We start from the raw sequence: 16277 nt of genomic DNA, 5'->3' as shown, positions 1-16277 counted from the left end.
TTTAATAGACATAATTATGCTCTAAATTATATAAAGGATTGTTGTGTTCCCAAGCTTGTTTAATATATTATTATGTGCTATTTTAATAGCAAGTTTATTTATAGAAAACCTATTAAATCAAACAATTTTTACAATTATTCTAGCAATAATTTTGATATTTAATGCTGTTAGTTTTATGGCTGCATTAATTAGAAAAAAAAGTGCTAACCAAAAAATAAATATTTTAAAAGAAATTTTAAAAAGTTTAGGTGCTAATAGCGATAACTTAGATTTGAATAAGAATTTAAGATTAATCGTTGATGAGGTTGGTAAAATCAAACAAAAAATGATGGCTTTACAAAATCACAACGAATTTTTACATAAGCATTTAATTGATAATGCTAAACAATTAAAGAATATAAATGCCGTGTTATCTTATACAAATGATAAGAATTTAAATCAAATTAAAGAATTAATAGAAAAGCATAATGAAGATAATATTCAAAATATATACTCTTTAACAAAAACTACAATTACATACGAAACTAATTACGATAATTTTGATAATGAGTTAAATCCTAATTTTGAAGGTGCAAAAATAGCTATTTTAAATAATGATTTATTAGAAAACTTTTTGCTAGAAACATTGCTAAATCAATACGGAATTAGTGTTGATTTTTATACAAAAATTAATGATTTTTCAAATTATGCCTGCGTTATAGCCGATGAAAATTTTAATTATAAAGAAAAAAATACAATTATCTTAAGTGAAAATTGCAATAAAGATAGTTTTTTAAAAAGACCTTTTAATAAAAATAAATTAAAAAATATTTTAGTAACAATGCTAAATGATTATAAGAGTGATATGAATACAACAAATTATCAAAACGATGTATTAATATTGCTTAGTTCTGATATGCAAAGTGATTATTTATATCATATCGCAAATAAACACGCAAAATTGAATAAAAAAGTAGATAGTATAAGTTCATTTAAAGATGAACTAAAAAATAATTATAAAATCATTGCCATTGGATATGAGGCTATTTTATTTGATTATGAAAGTTTAGTTAGCAATATTAATCAAGTAAAAAGCGAAAATCCAAATACTTTTATAATGTTATTTTTAGGCAATAAACACGCTAAAAAGAATTTAGATTTTGCAGATTTGATTATTAAAGATGCTACAGAAACACAAATCGCAGAAGTAATGAAGAAATATTTATGATTAGATACTTGCTTTTTAAATACCTAAGATTTGATAAATCAATGCCATTTATTATGATTACTAAGCTACTTGCTTTTATCGGAGTAGCTTTAGGAGTTTGTGTTTTAATAATAACTATGGCAGTAATGAATGGAATGAATAAAAGCTTTATTGATAAATTACTTACTATGAATTATCCAATTACTTTATATCCTAAAACCACATTAATTGATGAAGAATTAATAAATGAATTAAGTAAAAATTATAAAATCAGTCCTTTTATTCAAACACAAGCCGCTATTAAATATGGTAATGAAATGAGAGGTGCTATAATTTTTGGGATTGATTTTGAAAAAGAAAAAGAAGTAAATAAAATTTTTAAAGATTATTATTTAAATTCTAATTTGAAATTCCCCGCAATTTTAGGTAATTTACTAGCTTCAAGATTAGAAGTTAATAAAGAAGATAAAATACATATAATTTTTACAAACCTTAATGCAAATGCTTTTAGTATTACACCTAATATAAAAAGTTTTTATGTAAATAATACTTTTCATTCAGGTCTAAATGCTTATGATTCATCATATGTGTATGTAGATATTAAAGATTTACAAAAGGTATTAAAAAATAATGACATTACAGGCATTCACATAGATACTGCAAATCCTAAAGAAGAAATTAAAAAATTAAATGAAAAATACAAAAATAATTATTTTTTAGTTGGCTGGTGGGAACAAAACGGCAATATTTTAAGTGCAATTGATTTAGAAAAAAAAGCATTATTTTTTATCTTAATGATGATAGTAATTATTGCTAGTTTAAACATAATTACTTCTTTATTTATGATAGTTTTAAATAGAAGAAATGAAATAGCCCTACTTTTAGCGTTAGGAACAAGCAAAAGCGAAATACAAAAATCATTTTTTACTATTGGTTGTTTTATAGGATTTGTTGGAATTATTTTTGGTTGTTTATTAGGATTTTTTGGACTTTGGTTTTTAGATACTTTTGATATTATTTCTTTACCAGCTGATGTTTATGGTAGTTCAAAATTACCTATTAATTTAAGCTTGAGTGATTTTTGCTTTATTATTTTAGGTGCTAGTTTAATAGTAGTGTTATCATCACTTTATCCAGCATATAAAGCAAGTAAAATTGATGTGTTAAAAACTTTAAGAAACGAATAAAAAGGAGTTATGTTATGCAAATGTTTAAAAAAGAAGATATGAGAAAAGTTGTAGATTTTTTTACTGCTAATATTTATAGGTATTTTTATGATATAGATTTTGAATTTTGTCTTACTTATATAAAAAGCCCTGATGAAGAGCATAGAAAAGTAATTGCTAGTATTTTAAGAAAAACTGATTGTGTATTTGAACTAGATAGTGGAATAATAATATTATTTTCTGGAACAAGTAAAGAAAAAACACAAATAATAAGTAATGAAATATATGATTTTTTAAATACTAAAGCAAGAGATTGTGTAGCTTTTTATCCTTATGATGGAGATAATTTTGATGATTTAATGTTAAGATTAAATAATCTTACTACTAAAAACTATAAAGTAAATATCTTAGATGAATCAAATTAAACATATCATTGATTTATTAAAGCAAGGAAGAAATGTATTTTTAACAGGTGGTGCAGGAGTTGGAAAATCCTACACCATAGAAAAAATCATAAAAAGTGAAGCTTTTAAAACCATAGTCTTAGCAAGCACTGCACTTGCTGCTATTAATATTTGTGGAGACACTGTTCATAGATTTTTTAAATTACGCCTAGCTAAAAACATTAATGAGCTAAAAACAAGTAAAGATGATTTAATGGCTTTAAATAAGTCTTTATCAAATATAGATTTAATAATAATAGATGAAATTTCAATGATTAGTAGTGATGTTTTTGATATGATTTATTCAAGGCTTTTTGGTTATAGCAATATAAAATTACTAATAGTTGGAGATTTTTATCAACTCGAACCTGTAAAATCCGATGGAAATTATGCTTTTTGCTCTAAATATTGGAATGAATGTAATTTTAAGGTGATTGAGTTAATTACCCAGCACAGAATGGAAGATAAGGAATTTTATGAAAATCTAAGAAGTATTAGGATTGGCAATATAACTAATACTTGCATAGAGTATTTTAAAAAGTATAAAATTCAAGATGATATAAATAATTATGATGATTATACAATTATTTGTGGCACCAATGAAGAAGCAAAAAATATAAATAATGCTAAACTTAAAAAAATTGATGATGAAGAATATGTTTTTAACTCAAGTATTAAAAAAAATACAGAATTAAATGAAGAACAAGAAAAAGAATTTAAACAATGGCTAAAAGCTCAACCAATTGAAGAAGAATTTATTTTTAAAATTGGAGCTAAAGTTATTTTTACTTATAATTCTGATAATTATTATAATGGAATGCAAGGAGAAATAATTGCGTGGGATAAAAGTGAGCAGGAATTAAAGATTAAATCTAATAGAATGATTTATTCAGTTTACCCTAAAGAATTTTTATACTTTAATGACCCTGAAATAGCAGCTAGCTATAGGGTTAATCCTAATTTAGTTGATACCAAGCCTGATGCTATATTAAAAGCATTCCCACTAAAATTATCATATGCTATTACTATACATAAAAGTCAAGGAATGAGTATTGATAAGTTAATTTGCAAATGCGATAGGATTTTTGCACAAGGTCAGCTATATGTTGCATTATCAAGAAGTTCAAATCCTAATAATTTTAAAATTATTTTTAATGGAAGTGATAAATCGTATGAGAATTTGTTTAGACTAAAGGCAAAGACAAATCAAGTGGTAAAGACATTTTATCAATTTTGCGATAAGGAACAATTATGAAAAAAATAATGCTAATATTTTTTAGTATTTTTGCATTTGCAAATAGTATAGAAATTAATAATTTTGAGACCGATTTGTATTCAAAATCAAACGGGCTTAAAAAAATTACTTTAAGTTTAAAAATCATAGGAGATAATGTTAATAACGAAAATGATTATATACAAGATAGTATTAATATGGTGATTTCTAGCTATTATTACGAAGATTTATTTACAGAACTTGGTAAGGAAAATCTCAAAAAAACCATAATAAAATACGCAGGTAAAAAATACTCTGTAAATATTGATGATATATTAATCATAAATCTAAAAAGCAAAGATAGTGCAGAAGCAATAAAAGAGATATTAAAAGACGCAAATTTAATATAAAAATTAATAAATAAGTTCATAAATTTTAGAACTTATTTAAAATTATTATCATAAATTATTAGCTAAATCTTTATCTTGAGAGTATTTAATATAACCCAAAACAAAAGCTAAAATAATTATTAAAATTACGAAAAATAAAATATTTAAAAAAGAATTTAAAAAAACAATAGGAAATTTAATAAACAAAAAGCTCATATAATTAGTAAAAAAAGCTTCGTAAAAATCCACACATAAAAAATACAATAAAATAGCTGGCAATAAGCCTATTTTAAACATAGAAAAAATCTGATTTTTATTTTGTATATTTTTATATTCTATTTTTAAAAATTGTTGATAGGCTAGTTTGATTAAATACATAAACACAAATGATAAAAGAATTTGAATTGAAACATTTGAAGCAATATAATCAGACAAATATTTAAAAAACATCAAAAAAGACATATAAGAAATGATATATCCATCAATCTTAGAAATAACCTTTAGCATAATTTTTCCTTTTAATAGAATTTAAAATAAGAATTTTAAATTCTTATTTTAAATCTTATCTTACTGATATTTTATCAAATCATTAAATCCAGCTTCGCTAAAGCCTTTTAGTCTTAATTGGCAAGATTCACATTTACCACAAGCTAAATCATTACTATCATAACAACTATAACTAAGCTCTAAAGGTGCTTTTAGGCTCATTCCAAGTTTTACTATTTCTGATTTTTTTAGCTTGATTAAAGGAGTAATTATTTTAATATCTTCTCCACTACCTTCTTTTATAAACGAAGCGGTTTTTTCAACGAAACCTAAAGTAGTATCAGGATAATTGCTAGAATCCTCACTAACTAAGCCTGTATAAATTGCACTAGCATTAAATCTTTGTGCAACAGCAGCAGCAATACTATAAAAAATCCCATTTCTAAAAGGCACATAAGTATTTGGTAATTTACCATTTTTACCTAATTCATCTTTTGGAATTTCTAAACTCATATCAGTTAAACTAGAGCCACCAATTTGTTTGAAAAAATCCATATCCACAACTAATTTTTCTATATTATAAAACTTGCAAATCTCATTAAAAGCTTGCAATTCTCTTTGCTCTGTTCTTTGACTATAATTAAAATGAAGGGCTATTACTTTATAGCCTTCATTTATAGCACAAGCAGTGCTAACGCAGCTATCTAGCCCTCCACTTAAAATACTTATAGCGATTTTACTCACTTATATTCCTTTACAAATTCTGCGATTTTTTCTATACCTTCTATGATATTTTCCATTGAAGTTGCATAAGAAATTCTAAAATACCCACTCATTCCAAATCCACTTCCTGGCACGCAAGCTACTTTTTTATCATCTAAAAGCTTAGCACAAAACTCAACATCATCAGGATTAATACTAGAGCAATCAATAAATAAATAAAACGCCCCGCTAGGTTTTACGCTTAATTTAAGCCCATTAATGCTATTAATCATTTCACAAGCCTTATCTCTTCTTTTTTTGAATTCTTTTTTCATCATCTCAATATCTTTATCAATCTCTCCAACTAAAGCAGGAACTGCTGCAGCTTGAGTTATGCTACAAATATTACTTGTGCATTGACCTTGAAGATTTTTCATTAATTTATTTAATTCTTTATTTTTACTAGCACTATAACCAAATCTATATCCTGGCATTGCAGCACATTTGCTAAGTCCATTTATTGTAACCGTGCGTTTTAGTGCATCTTCGCTTAAACTTGCAAACGCTACAAATTCTCCATCATAAACTAATTTTTCATACATTTCATCAGCTAATACAACAATACTAGTGCCTTCTAAAACTTTAGCTAATGCCATTAATTCATCTTTTGAATATAAAGCTCCACTAGGATTACTAGGATTATTTAATATTAATATTTTCGTTTTAGGTGTAATTGCAGCTTTTAATTCATCAGCACTGATTTTAAAATCTTTTTTAGGAGTTACAATCACAGGAACTCCACCTGAATACTTAACTTGCTCTGGATAAGTTACCCAATAAGGAGCTGGGATTATTACTTCATCACCATCACAAACAAGTGCTTGAATTGCATTAAATAAACTATGTTTAGCTCCAACATTTGCTATTACTTCACTTATATCATAATCTAAATTATGGTCTTTTTTAAGCTTAGTGCAAATTGCTTTTAAAACTTCAGTAGTTCCAGATACTGGAGTGTATTTTCCGCATCCATCATTTATCGCTTTAATAGCTGCATTTTTTACAACTTGCGGAGTATCAAAATCAGGCTCTCCTGCACTAAAACTAATAACTCTTACACCTTGCTCTTTTAGTAATTTTGCCTTAGCTGTAATTGCTAAAGTTATTGATTCTTCCAAACCTTTAATTTTTTCTGAAAATTGCATATTCTCTCCTTTTAAATTTTCTTTAAATATCCATTATCGTGCATAAATATGAAAAGCTCACCTAAAATATGTTTTTTAGTTTTTTCATTTATTAATTCTGAAGAATTTATTTTATCTTGAATTTTTTCATCAATTTCACGAATATCGTAGTCTAAATCTTCTAAAATATCCCTAATTGATTGACTTTCAATAATACTTTCAATCTCATAACCTTTATCATCAATATCAATACTAACTTGAGTTGGATGGGTAAATAAATTATGCTTCATTCCTAATACTTCTTGATAAGCACCAACTAAGAAAAATCCTAAGAAATAATCTTCTTGCTCTACATCAACATCGTGTAAAAATAAAGGACGCTTAGCAGCATCAAAAGATATTTCTCCATCACTATCACAAGTTATATCCCAAATACTAGCTGATCTTGTTGGTTGAGTATCTAATCTATCAAGTGGCATTATAGGAAATTCTTGCCCTAAGCCCCAAAAATCTGGCAAACTTTGAAACATTGAAAAATTGACCAAATATCTTTCTTGAACTTCTTTTTGAGTTCTTAATAAATGTTTTGGACTTAGCATAGAAACTGCTTTTTTGCCTATTAGATGAACTAATATTTCAGCATTTGAGCGGTCTTGTAAATCTACATATCCTAAGTCAAATAAGGTTAAAATACTATCTAAATGGTCATAACTATCGTGCATATATTCTACTGCATTGCTTGGCTTTATATTTTTGTATAAGTCACATAATTCATCTATTAATTGCGGGTTTTTTTCTTTTAACTGCATTTTGCTTTCTGAATATTCTTGAGAAAATAGTTCAAGAACAGGTGCTACTAATACTGCGTGAGAACCGCTTACAAAACGACCACTTTCTATATAAATATTTGGCTCTATTTCTTGTTTTTGTGCTGCAAGAGTTTTTAGAATAAATACAATATCATTTGCATATTCACTTAAAGTATAGTTTCTTTGAGAAGTCTTTTGAAATTGTGAATACTCAATCGCTAAACCACCACCAATATCAATATTTTCAAGGTTATTTGCACCCATTTTGCGTAATTCAAAATAAATATTTCCTGCTTCGCTTAAAGCTTTTTTTAAAGGATGTATTTCATTAATTTGTGAGCCTATATGAAAATGTATCATAGTAAAACAATCTAATAAATCATTTTCTTTTAAAAGCCCTACTGCTTCTATTAATTCAGTTGATGTTAGACCAAATTTTGAATTAATCCCACCACTTTTAGCCCAAGTGCCACTACCTAAAGAATGCAGCCTTACTCTAAGACCGATTTTTGGTTTTATCCCAAAACGCTCTTTTGCTGTTTTGATAATTACTTCAAGCTCATTAATACCTTCAATAGTTAAAGTTATGTTATGCCCCATTTCAGCAGCGATAAAGCCCATTGTTATTAGTTCTTTATCTTTAAAGCCATTAACAGTTATTGGAGCATTTTCGTTGTTATAAGCCATAGCTAATAATAATTCTCCTTTACTACCAGCTTCAAGACCATAATTTAGATTTTTACCAAGTTTTACAAGACTTTTTACAAAACCAGGAAATTGATTGACTTTTAGTGGATAAACAGCATTAAAACTACCACGATAATCAAATTCTTTAATGGCATTATTAAAATTTATATAGATTTGTTCTATTTGTTTTTTAATCAAATGATTAAATCTTAAAATTATAGGACCTTTATATCCATCATCTAAAAGAGTATTTACTATATCAATAATGGCAGGTTCGCTTCCGTATTTTAAACATACCTTGCCATTTTTAATGATAAAATTATCATCTCCCCAAATATCTATGCCATAATCATTCATAAAATTTCCTTTAATTCATCGTATTTTATACTTTTTTGTTCGCCACTTTCTAAATCTTTAAAAAATACTTCATTTTTACTAGCTTCATCACTACCAATTGCAATAAAGTATTTATAGTTTTGTTTATTCGCTATATTTAAATGTTTTGCTAATTTTTTTGCTTCGTAATTTAGATTAATTATTTTTCCGTTTTCTCTTAAATTATCAACTAATTTATAAGCAATTGGCAATAATTCTTCATCTAATATACAAAAATAAGTATTTTGTAATTTTTGTTCTATATTTTTACTTCTTAAAATATCCATAACACGCTCAACACCCATAGCAAATCCAACGCCATAGCTTTTAGCTCCGCCTAAATACTCAACCAAATAATCATATCTTCCACCACCAGCTATTGCAGCCTTTGCACCTATTTCGCTACTTTCAAACTCAAATGCTGTTTTTGAATAATAATCAAGCCCGCGAACCAATCTTTCATCAATTACAAAACTAATCTCATTATCTTTTAAAATCTCTTGTAATTTAATAAAATCAGCCCTACTCTCATCATCTAAAAACTCACTTAATTTAGGAGCGTTTGTTAAGTGTTTAGCACATTCATCGTTTTTACAATCTAATACTCTAATAACATTAGTTTGTGTTCTTTTAGCACAATCAGCACAGAATTTAAAACCAGAATTATTTTCAATGTTTGCAATATATTCTCTTAATGCTTTTCTATAGTTTTGAAGGCATTCAGGCGAGCCTAAAGAATTGATTTTTAAAGTATAATTAATATCAAGTTTTTTAAAGATTTTAGCAAGTATCATAATCACACTAGCATCTTCATAAACATTAGCTATATTAAAACACTCTAAGCCAAATTGATGAAATTCTCTATAACGACCCCTTTGTGGTTTTTCATAGCGAAACATTGAGCCGTGATAAAACCATCTTTTAACAACTCCAGCTTTATCCATCTTATGCTCAATAAAAGCTCTTACAACCCCAGCAGTTCCTTCAGGTCTAAGACATACGCTATCTCCGCTTTTGTCTAAAAACTCATACATTTCTTTACCAACTATATCGCTACTTTCTCCTACGCTTCTTTTAAAAAGCGGAGTAACTTCTAAATGTGGCACTTCAATATAGCTATAACCATAAGTTTTTGCTACTTCTTCACAAGTTTTTATAATCTTTTCGTAAATTAACGCATCATCATCTAATAAATCATTCATTCCTTTAATTGCATGTATCATTTATATACTCCTTAATCATTGTATTTATTTTATCTATACTAAGACTTGCATCTATTGTAAAAACTTTTAAATTTAAAGCTTTAAAAATCGCTTCATAATTTTCTTGAACTTTTAAAAAATATTCTACGCCTTTTTGCTCTATTTTATCAAGGCTTTTATTATTTAATCTACTTTCTAATAATTCCTTACTACCTTTAAAAAATATTATATGATTAGGTAAAACATTATTAGTTGCAAACAAATTAAAATCCAATAATTGTTTGTAATCACTATCAACTTCATAAGCTAAATGAGAAAACAAACTCCTATCAGCTATAATAAATTCTTTAGTAAAATCAATTTTTGAAAATAATTCAGCCCTATCAGCTAAAAACAAAAACATTCTAGCCTTTTTACTCATTTCGTCATTTAAAATCAATTCTCTTAATTTTATTCCTAAAGTAGTTTCGCCTGGTTCTTTTACAAAAATCGGCTGGAATTTAAAATAAGAATTTGGTAATTCTTGTAAAAGCTTAATTTGAGTGCTTTTGCCTAGAGTATCAATTCCTTCAAAAGCGTAATAATTCATTTTAAATCCTTTAAAATACTAGATGGGACTAATTTTGAAATATCTCCACCATGAGCTTTAATGCTTCTTACAATTGAGCTTGAAATAAAGGCATTTTTAAGGCTTGGCATTAAATAAATAGTGTCAATTTCTTCGTTTAATTCAGCATTTGCATAGTGCATTTGTAGCTCGTATTCAAAATCACTCACAGCCCTTAAACCCCTTACAATAGTATATATTTTTTGCTCTTTTGCAAAATCTACTAATAAATTATCAAACCCTATTACTTCTACATTTAATCCACTTGTTGCATTTTTTACTAAATTAATCCTAGTTTCTAAATCATAATCAGGCTTTTTTTTATCATTTTTAGCAACTGCTATTATTAATTTATCAAAAATTTTTAAAGCCCTTTTTATTACATCTAAATGCCCATTTGTTATCGGATCAAATGTGCCTGGATAAATTGCTTTTTTCATTCGCTTTTCCATCTTTTAAATTTTTTATATTCAACTCCAAGCAAATCACACCATTTACCTATTACAAATTCTTTAAAAGAACTCTTAGAATATTTAGCGTAAATTGCAGGGGCTATTATACAGCCTAATTTATTTAATTTTAAAATATTTTTAAGCATTAATTCATTTAATGGCATTTCTCTTGGAGCTATTATGATTTTTCTATTTTCTTTAAGATTTACGGCAAAACTTCTTAGAATTAAAGTATCACTAAAACCATAACTAGCCTTTGCTAAAAAATCACTACTAGCATAATAAAACGCCGCATCAAGCTTAAAGCTTCCACTTGATACAGGTGCAGCTAAATCATCATTTTTTAAAAGAGTAATATTTGTATTTTTAATGTATTTTTTTAATTTTTTATTATTTTCTTCTTTTAAAACCTTTAAAGCACCTTTGCTAAGGATTAAATACACTTCATTTTCTTTGCTTAATACCTTAGCTAATTTTAAAGCCAAATTAACTCCACTAGCTCCATTAATCGCTACTAAAAATCTCATTTTATTAAGACCTGTTTTTCATTAATTATTTCGCCAGTTAGATTGTGTCCTTGAGTGTTTTTAAGGCGAATTCTTTGACCTTTTACTCCACTTTGCAAGGCTATTAAATCAACAAACACACTCAAATCTCCATCATCTAAAATACCAACTACACTATCATCTTTATTAATTAAATAATTTGGCATTAGCATAGAGGTTTTTATAATACTACCTGCTCTTACTTTGCTTTTAAACTTAATACTATTATCAAGTGTTCTTAAAGCATTATAAGGTAATTTTGAAAAATCAATTTTTTCACTTTTTAAATCAAATAGCCCTATTTCTTCATCCTTTAAGACATCTTTTTTTAAAATATAAACCTTAGTAAGAGCTTGTAATTTAAAAGATATTTGCATATCTTTATCATTGCAATTTGCTTTAAAAAATCCTTGTTTGCTAAGATTTGGATATGTAATAATTTTGCAATTATTAATATTAGGATTAAAACTAAGACTTTTTATTTCTAAAAATTCATCTTGTTTTTTCCAATGTTTTAATAATTCATCGCTTAAATTATTAGCAAACAAAACCCCACTTAATACAAATAAACTAAATACTTTGTTCATAAACTCTTACTTTATCGTTTTGCTTAATATCACAATCAATAGGACAAATTATGTAATGAGTGCATTTATTTAATGGAGTAATTTGTCCGCTACTAAGTTTTGCATTATTAAACGGAACAAAAGTATCATTTATAATATTTCCAATAACTACATTTTCTTTATTATTTTTAATCTTTAAATCTATTGATATAGGATATAAAAAGCTTGGCTTTTCATATATAATTCCTTGCATTTTATAAATTAAAGCTCTTGCATAAATTAAAGCCCCAATATAAGCGCTCATAGGATTACCCGGTAAAACCAAAATATATTTATTATCTTTAAAATATAAGCTAACAGGACCTGCAGGTTTCATTTTTACCTTAGTAAAAATAGGTTTAAAACCTAGTTCATCTAAAGCTTTTTTGATAAAGTCAGCATCACCTACACTTGCAGCTCCGATACTTACAACTAAATCAAAATTATCTAAAGCACCTTTTAAAGAATTTAAAACAAACTCATATTCATCTTTTAAAACCCCTAAATAATAAGGTTTAGAAAAACTCTTAAAAGCAGAATAAATTCCATAAGCATTAGAATTATAAACACCAAATCCATTTGAATAAGGCTCAATAATCTCAAGACCACTTGCAAAAATACCAACTTTTATTTCTTTAATAACTTCAATATTAAAAACTCCATTACTAGCTAAAATCATAATAATCTCATCAGTAATTACGCCTTTTTTGATAATCAATTCGCCTTTTTTGTATTCTTCGCCTTCATATCTTATAGCTTCACCTACTTTTAAATTATCACTTGTAGCATACATTAAATCATCTTTAATAATAGAGTTTTCAACCATTAAAACACTATCAGCACCCTTTGGCACTCTTGCACCTGTCATAATCTTTACACATTCGCCACTTTTAATCTCGCATTCACTCATATCTCCTGCAAAAATAGTCTTTAAAACTTTAAGACCATTTTTAAACTCACTAGCCTTTAAAGCATAGCCATCCATTGCAGAATTTGTAAATAAAGGAGCGTTACATTTAGCATAAAAATCATTCGCTAAAACTCTTCCTTTTGCATCAAATAAATTAACAATTTCGGTGCTTTGAGTGTGATTAAGTGATTTTATATTTTCTAACGCTTCATTAATTGTCATTCTTCTTCCTTTAATTCAACTAATTTCGCACCTAATTTACTTAATTTCTCACACAAATTCTCATATCCACGCTCTAAATGATAAATTCTATGAATATTAGTAGTCCCATTTGCAGCAAGTGCAGCCAAAATTAATGCTGAACTAGCTCTTAAATCAGTTGCCATCACTTCAGCACCTTGTAAATTAGAAGTCTTAACATTAGCAATATGTCCATTTAGCTTGATATTTGCACCCATACGATTTAGCTCACTTACATGCATAAAACGATTTTCAAATAATCTTTCATCAATAATACTTTCTCCATTTGCCTTAAGACATAAAGCCATAAATTGAGCTTGCATATCAGTAGGAAAGCCTGGATATTCGCTAGTTTTGATATTTGCTGCTTTATAATCGCTTGAATATACTTTAATACTATTTTTTAAAGTTTCATATTTAATCCCCATTTCATCAAATTTTGATAATAATGCACCCAAATGCTCTGGAATTATATTTTTAACTTCTATATTTGATTTTGTAATAGCACCTGCACAAAGATATGTTCCTGCTTCAATTCTATCAGGAATAATTTCGCAAGTAAAATCAGTATTTAATTTGGTTACTCCTGTGATTTCAATAGTATTTGTCCCTATACCTTTTATATTAACACCTGCTTTTACTAAAAACTCACATAAATTAACGATTTCAGGCTCACAAGCTGCATTTATTATAGTAGTTACACCTTTAGCATAAACTGCTGCTAAAATTGTATTTTCAGTAGCACCAACAGAAATTTTATCAAAATGTATTTTAGCTCCAACCAACTCTCCACTAGCTTTTACATAGCCATCAACTAATTCAATATTAGCACCCATTTTCTCTAAAGCACTTAAGTGCATATCAATTGGGCGTTGTCCTATAGCACAGCCACCTGGTAAAGATACTTCGCAAATTTTAAATCTACTAAGCAAAGGTCCTAAAACCAATATGCTAGCACGCATTTTGCGAACAATATCATAAAGTGCTTTTGTATTAAATACATTGCTTGAATCAATTGTAACGCTATGATTATTTAGTTCATATGTAGCTCCTAAATTCTCAAGCAATCTTAACATAGTCTTAATATCTGATACTAAAGGAAGATTTGTTAAAGTGCATTTTCCTTTAATAAGTAAAGCAGCAGCAAGTAATGGTAAAGCTGCATTTTTAGCTCCACTAATTTCTACGCTACCGCTTAATTTTGCGTTACCTTCTATTTTTAAATATTTCATTCATTATCCTTTTGTATGTGAAAACCTGCCCAAGTTTGAGTAACAGGCATTAATTCTATTCTATTTATATTTACATGGTCTTTTAAATTAATAATACTAATAACTGCATCAGCAATATCTTCTGCATCAAGGTATTTTGTATTTTCATAAACTTTATCAGCTGCAATTTTATCGCCTTTAAAACGCACTTCGCTAAATTCTGTCTTACATAATCCTGGTGCAATATCAGTAATTTTTATATTATTTTTTCTTACATCATTTCTTAATGCGTGACTAAATTGACCCACAAAAGCTTTAGTTCCTGCATATACATTACCACCAAAATAAGGATTATTAGCAGCAACTGAACCAAAATTAAATATGTGTCCGCCGTTTTCAAGCATTCTTGGTAAAATCAAATGAGTTACATATAAAAGCCCTTTTATATTAGTATCAACCATAGTTTCAATATCTGCTAAATCTAATTTATAAAACTCTCCTAAACCTAATGCTAATCCTGCTGAATTAACTAAAACATCAATTTTATTAAAATCATTAGGCAAATTATTTACAACATTTTTTAAAGCATTTATATCTCTTACATCAGCTTCTGCTATATATACATTATTTTTAAATTCATTTTCAAATTCTAATAATTTTTCCTTGCGTCTTGCAAGAACTACTACTTTATAATTATTCTTTAAAAGTCTTTTAGCAATCGCTTTTCCAAAACCACTACTAGCACCTGTTACAAACGCTGTTTTCATTGTTCTTTCTCCTTTAATCCTAATTTTTTTAAATACTCAATATTTTCTTTATTGTTATAAATCATCGCATAATCTAGTGCATTTAATCCAAAATTATCGCTTATCGTATAATCAGCCTTATTTTCTATAAGCAATTTTAAGGTATTTAAATTCGCTAAAGACGCTGCGTGTATTACTAAAGTCTTTGCAGGATGAATGTAAGAGCAAAAAGAAATATAATAAGGAAGATTTGTTTTTAGCTCTTCTTCACTATCAATTTGCTGTAAATTAAGATTAGCCCCATATTTCATAAGTAATTTTATAGTTTTAATATCACTGATTTCAACTGCATAAAAAATCGCACTTTTACCAAGAGCATTTACATAATTAACATTAGCTTTGTTTTCTAATAAATATTCTAATGCTTCATAATAATCAAGTGCATAAAAAATCGCACTCTCATAACCTGAATTAATATTTGTATTATTTTTAGCTAAAAACTCTATTATTTTCATATCTTTTTTAGCTAATAAAGCTATTTTTAATAAAAAATCTAACTGATAATAATTTGGGCTAATTTCGTTAAGATATGCAATGCTATCTTCTGGATTTTCTATCTTTAAAAATTCAATATAAATATCATCAAGCTTAATAAATTTATTAATAGAGCCAAAAGCTCTCATTCCTAGCCTTTGAGTGAAATTCTCACAAGATTTTTGATAATTTTTAGAAGAAAGCTTTATAAAATGCTCCTTGTTATTGCTACAAAAATTATTTATTTCATTATTAAACTCATCAAATAATCTTTTATTGCCAATGCTTTGATAAGCCCAATATTGAAAATAATCATAATATTTATCATAATCTTTTATAGGATTTTGATAAATATTTTTATCATTATAAGCTTTATTTAGCTCATCTATATAATTATTTAAATTTACAAAATAATCATGTCCGTTACACTCAACATTTCTTCCGCTAATTGTCTCGGCTAATTTAAATAACTTTTCATCACTTAATTCCTTTGAAAAAACAAAAGCACTAATTAATAAAAATACAATCTTTTTCAATACAAATCCTGATAATTTAATAGCCCTAACTTTAACATTTTTAAATAAT

The 16277-nt window shown here is 26.9% G+C and carries 18 protein-coding genes; 5 read left to right on the top strand and 13 right to left on the bottom strand.

Going from position 1 to position 16277, the window contains the following annotated elements; all coding sequences use genetic code 11:
- Nucleotides 1-43 precede the first annotated feature (43 nt).
- From AVBRAN12640_RS05885 to AVBRAN12640_RS05865, 5 genes are read left to right on the top strand one after another with little or no spacing between them, the layout of a single operon-like run.
- Nucleotides 44-1207: a hypothetical protein gene (locus AVBRAN12640_RS05885; RefSeq protein WP_214117553.1), complete on the top strand. Its 1164-nt coding sequence runs from the start codon at nt 44-46 to the stop codon at nt 1205-1207.
- A complete protein-coding gene (locus AVBRAN12640_RS05880; protein ID WP_336608552.1) occupies nt 1204-2373 on the top strand; it encodes an ABC transporter permease in 1170 nt (389 codons plus the stop codon). The genes AVBRAN12640_RS05885 and AVBRAN12640_RS05880 overlap by 4 nt, the downstream gene beginning before the upstream one ends.
- 14 nt (nt 2374-2387) lie before the next feature.
- Nucleotides 2388-2777, top strand: a complete 390-nt coding sequence (locus tag AVBRAN12640_RS05875) for a hypothetical protein (protein ID WP_336608553.1) — start codon at nt 2388-2390, stop codon at nt 2775-2777.
- Entirely contained in the window at nt 2764-4050 is a 1287-nt protein-coding gene (locus tag AVBRAN12640_RS05870) for an ATP-dependent DNA helicase (protein WP_336608554.1), read from the top strand. The genes AVBRAN12640_RS05875 and AVBRAN12640_RS05870 overlap by 14 nt, the downstream gene beginning before the upstream one ends.
- Nucleotides 4047-4418: a flagellar basal body-associated FliL family protein gene (locus AVBRAN12640_RS05865; protein WP_214117557.1), complete on the top strand. Its 372-nt coding sequence runs from the start codon at nt 4047-4049 to the stop codon at nt 4416-4418. Before AVBRAN12640_RS05870 ends, AVBRAN12640_RS05865 begins: the two co-directional genes overlap by 4 nt.
- A gap of 48 nt (nt 4419-4466) precedes the next feature.
- On the opposite strand, the gene AVBRAN12640_RS05860 is transcribed toward AVBRAN12640_RS05865, so the two are convergent.
- From AVBRAN12640_RS05860 to AVBRAN12640_RS05800, 13 genes are read right to left on the bottom strand one after another with little or no spacing between them, the layout of a single operon-like run.
- The gene (locus AVBRAN12640_RS05860; RefSeq protein WP_214117558.1) at nt 4467-4904 is read right to left on the bottom strand and encodes a hypothetical protein; all 438 of its coding nucleotides are present in this window, start codon (nt 4902-4904) and stop codon (nt 4467-4469) included.
- A 60-nt stretch (nt 4905-4964) separates the two neighbouring features.
- Entirely contained in the window at nt 4965-5627 is a 663-nt protein-coding gene (gene queC / locus AVBRAN12640_RS05855; RefSeq protein WP_336608555.1) for a 7-cyano-7-deazaguanine synthase QueC, read from the bottom strand.
- Nucleotides 5624-6790, bottom strand: coding sequence for a pyridoxal phosphate-dependent aminotransferase (locus AVBRAN12640_RS05850; RefSeq protein WP_336608556.1), 1167 nt, complete (start codon nt 6788-6790; stop codon nt 5624-5626). The genes queC and AVBRAN12640_RS05850 overlap by 4 nt, the downstream gene beginning before the upstream one ends.
- An 11-nt stretch (nt 6791-6801) precedes the next feature.
- Complete coding sequence (gene speA, locus AVBRAN12640_RS05845) at nt 6802-8622, bottom strand: biosynthetic arginine decarboxylase (RefSeq protein WP_214117561.1); 1821 nt, start codon at nt 8620-8622, stop codon at nt 6802-6804.
- Nucleotides 8619-9863, bottom strand: coding sequence for a histidine--tRNA ligase (hisS, locus tag AVBRAN12640_RS05840; protein ID WP_336608557.1), 1245 nt, complete (start codon nt 9861-9863; stop codon nt 8619-8621). Before hisS ends, speA begins: the two co-directional genes overlap by 4 nt.
- Complete coding sequence (gene tmk / locus AVBRAN12640_RS05835) at nt 9847-10431, bottom strand: dTMP kinase (RefSeq protein WP_336608558.1); 585 nt, start codon at nt 10429-10431, stop codon at nt 9847-9849. Before tmk ends, hisS begins: the two co-directional genes overlap by 17 nt.
- On the bottom strand, nt 10428-10889 hold the full coding sequence (gene coaD / locus AVBRAN12640_RS05830) for a pantetheine-phosphate adenylyltransferase (RefSeq protein ID WP_214120471.1): 462 nt from the start codon (nt 10887-10889) through the stop codon (nt 10428-10430). Before coaD ends, tmk begins: the two co-directional genes overlap by 4 nt.
- Nucleotides 10886-11428: a UbiX family flavin prenyltransferase gene (locus AVBRAN12640_RS05825; protein ID WP_214117565.1), complete on the bottom strand. Its 543-nt coding sequence runs from the start codon at nt 11426-11428 to the stop codon at nt 10886-10888. Before AVBRAN12640_RS05825 ends, coaD begins: the two co-directional genes overlap by 4 nt.
- Nucleotides 11425-12033 (bottom strand): flagellar basal body P-ring formation chaperone FlgA, encoded by a 609-nt coding sequence (gene flgA, locus AVBRAN12640_RS05820; RefSeq protein WP_336607146.1) that lies wholly within the window; start codon nt 12031-12033, stop codon nt 11425-11427. The genes AVBRAN12640_RS05825 and flgA overlap by 4 nt, the downstream gene beginning before the upstream one ends.
- Nucleotides 12017-13183 (bottom strand): molybdopterin molybdotransferase MoeA, encoded by a 1167-nt coding sequence (locus tag AVBRAN12640_RS05815; protein ID WP_336608559.1) that lies wholly within the window; start codon nt 13181-13183, stop codon nt 12017-12019. The genes flgA and AVBRAN12640_RS05815 overlap by 17 nt, the downstream gene beginning before the upstream one ends.
- Complete coding sequence (murA, locus tag AVBRAN12640_RS05810) at nt 13180-14433, bottom strand: UDP-N-acetylglucosamine 1-carboxyvinyltransferase (RefSeq protein ID WP_214117568.1); 1254 nt, start codon at nt 14431-14433, stop codon at nt 13180-13182. The genes AVBRAN12640_RS05815 and murA overlap by 4 nt, the downstream gene beginning before the upstream one ends.
- The gene (locus tag AVBRAN12640_RS05805) at nt 14430-15179 is read right to left on the bottom strand and encodes an SDR family NAD(P)-dependent oxidoreductase (protein ID WP_214117569.1); all 750 of its coding nucleotides are present in this window, start codon (nt 15177-15179) and stop codon (nt 14430-14432) included. The genes murA and AVBRAN12640_RS05805 overlap by 4 nt, the downstream gene beginning before the upstream one ends.
- Entirely contained in the window at nt 15176-16228 is a 1053-nt protein-coding gene (locus AVBRAN12640_RS05800) for an ankyrin repeat domain-containing protein (RefSeq protein WP_336607148.1), read from the bottom strand. The genes AVBRAN12640_RS05805 and AVBRAN12640_RS05800 overlap by 4 nt, the downstream gene beginning before the upstream one ends.
- Nucleotides 16229-16277 lie beyond the last annotated feature (49 nt).

Origin of the sequence: Campylobacter sp. RM12640 (assembly GCF_020137595.1) — a bacterium.
Lineage (GTDB): Bacteria > Campylobacterota > Campylobacteria > Campylobacterales > Campylobacteraceae > Campylobacter_E.
The sequence above is the reverse complement of the archived record's forward strand: the minus strand, read 5'-3'. Positions and strand labels throughout refer to the sequence as shown.

What these genes read in the sequence shown, in the direction of transcription:
- AVBRAN12640_RS05850 (WP_336608556.1), bottom strand. Translation starts at nt 6,790, where the DNA reads ATGCAATTTTCAGAAAAAATTAAAGGTTTGGAAGAATCAATAACTTTA.
- flgA (WP_336607146.1), bottom strand. Translation starts at nt 12,033, where the DNA reads ATGAACAAAGTATTTAGTTTATTTGTATTAAGTGGGGTTTTGTTTGCT.
- tmk (WP_336608558.1), bottom strand. Translation starts at nt 10,431, where the DNA reads ATGAATTATTACGCTTTTGAAGGAATTGATACTCTAGGCAAAAGCACT.
- coaD (WP_214120471.1), bottom strand. Translation starts at nt 10,889, where the DNA reads ATGAAAAAAGCAATTTATCCAGGCACATTTGATCCGATAACAAATGGG.
- AVBRAN12640_RS05825 (WP_214117565.1), bottom strand. Translation starts at nt 11,428, where the DNA reads ATGAGATTTTTAGTAGCGATTAATGGAGCTAGTGGAGTTAATTTGGCT.
- hisS (WP_336608557.1), bottom strand. Translation starts at nt 9,863, where the DNA reads ATGATACATGCAATTAAAGGAATGAATGATTTATTAGATGATGATGCG.
- AVBRAN12640_RS05805 (WP_214117569.1), bottom strand. Translation starts at nt 15,179, where the DNA reads ATGAAAACAGCGTTTGTAACAGGTGCTAGTAGTGGTTTTGGAAAAGCG.
- AVBRAN12640_RS05875 (WP_336608553.1), top strand. Translation starts at nt 2,388, where the DNA reads ATGCAAATGTTTAAAAAAGAAGATATGAGAAAAGTTGTAGATTTTTTT.
- AVBRAN12640_RS05870 (WP_336608554.1), top strand. Translation starts at nt 2,764, where the DNA reads ATGAATCAAATTAAACATATCATTGATTTATTAAAGCAAGGAAGAAAT.
- AVBRAN12640_RS05815 (WP_336608559.1), bottom strand. Translation starts at nt 13,183, where the DNA reads ATGACAATTAATGAAGCGTTAGAAAATATAAAATCACTTAATCACACT.
- AVBRAN12640_RS05880 (WP_336608552.1), top strand. Translation starts at nt 1,204, where the DNA reads ATGATTAGATACTTGCTTTTTAAATACCTAAGATTTGATAAATCAATG.
- murA (WP_214117568.1), bottom strand. Translation starts at nt 14,433, where the DNA reads ATGAAATATTTAAAAATAGAAGGTAACGCAAAATTAAGCGGTAGCGTA.
- AVBRAN12640_RS05860 (WP_214117558.1), bottom strand. Translation starts at nt 4,904, where the DNA reads ATGCTAAAGGTTATTTCTAAGATTGATGGATATATCATTTCTTATATG.
- AVBRAN12640_RS05865 (WP_214117557.1), top strand. Translation starts at nt 4,047, where the DNA reads ATGAAAAAAATAATGCTAATATTTTTTAGTATTTTTGCATTTGCAAAT.
- speA (WP_214117561.1), bottom strand. Translation starts at nt 8,622, where the DNA reads ATGAATGATTATGGCATAGATATTTGGGGAGATGATAATTTTATCATT.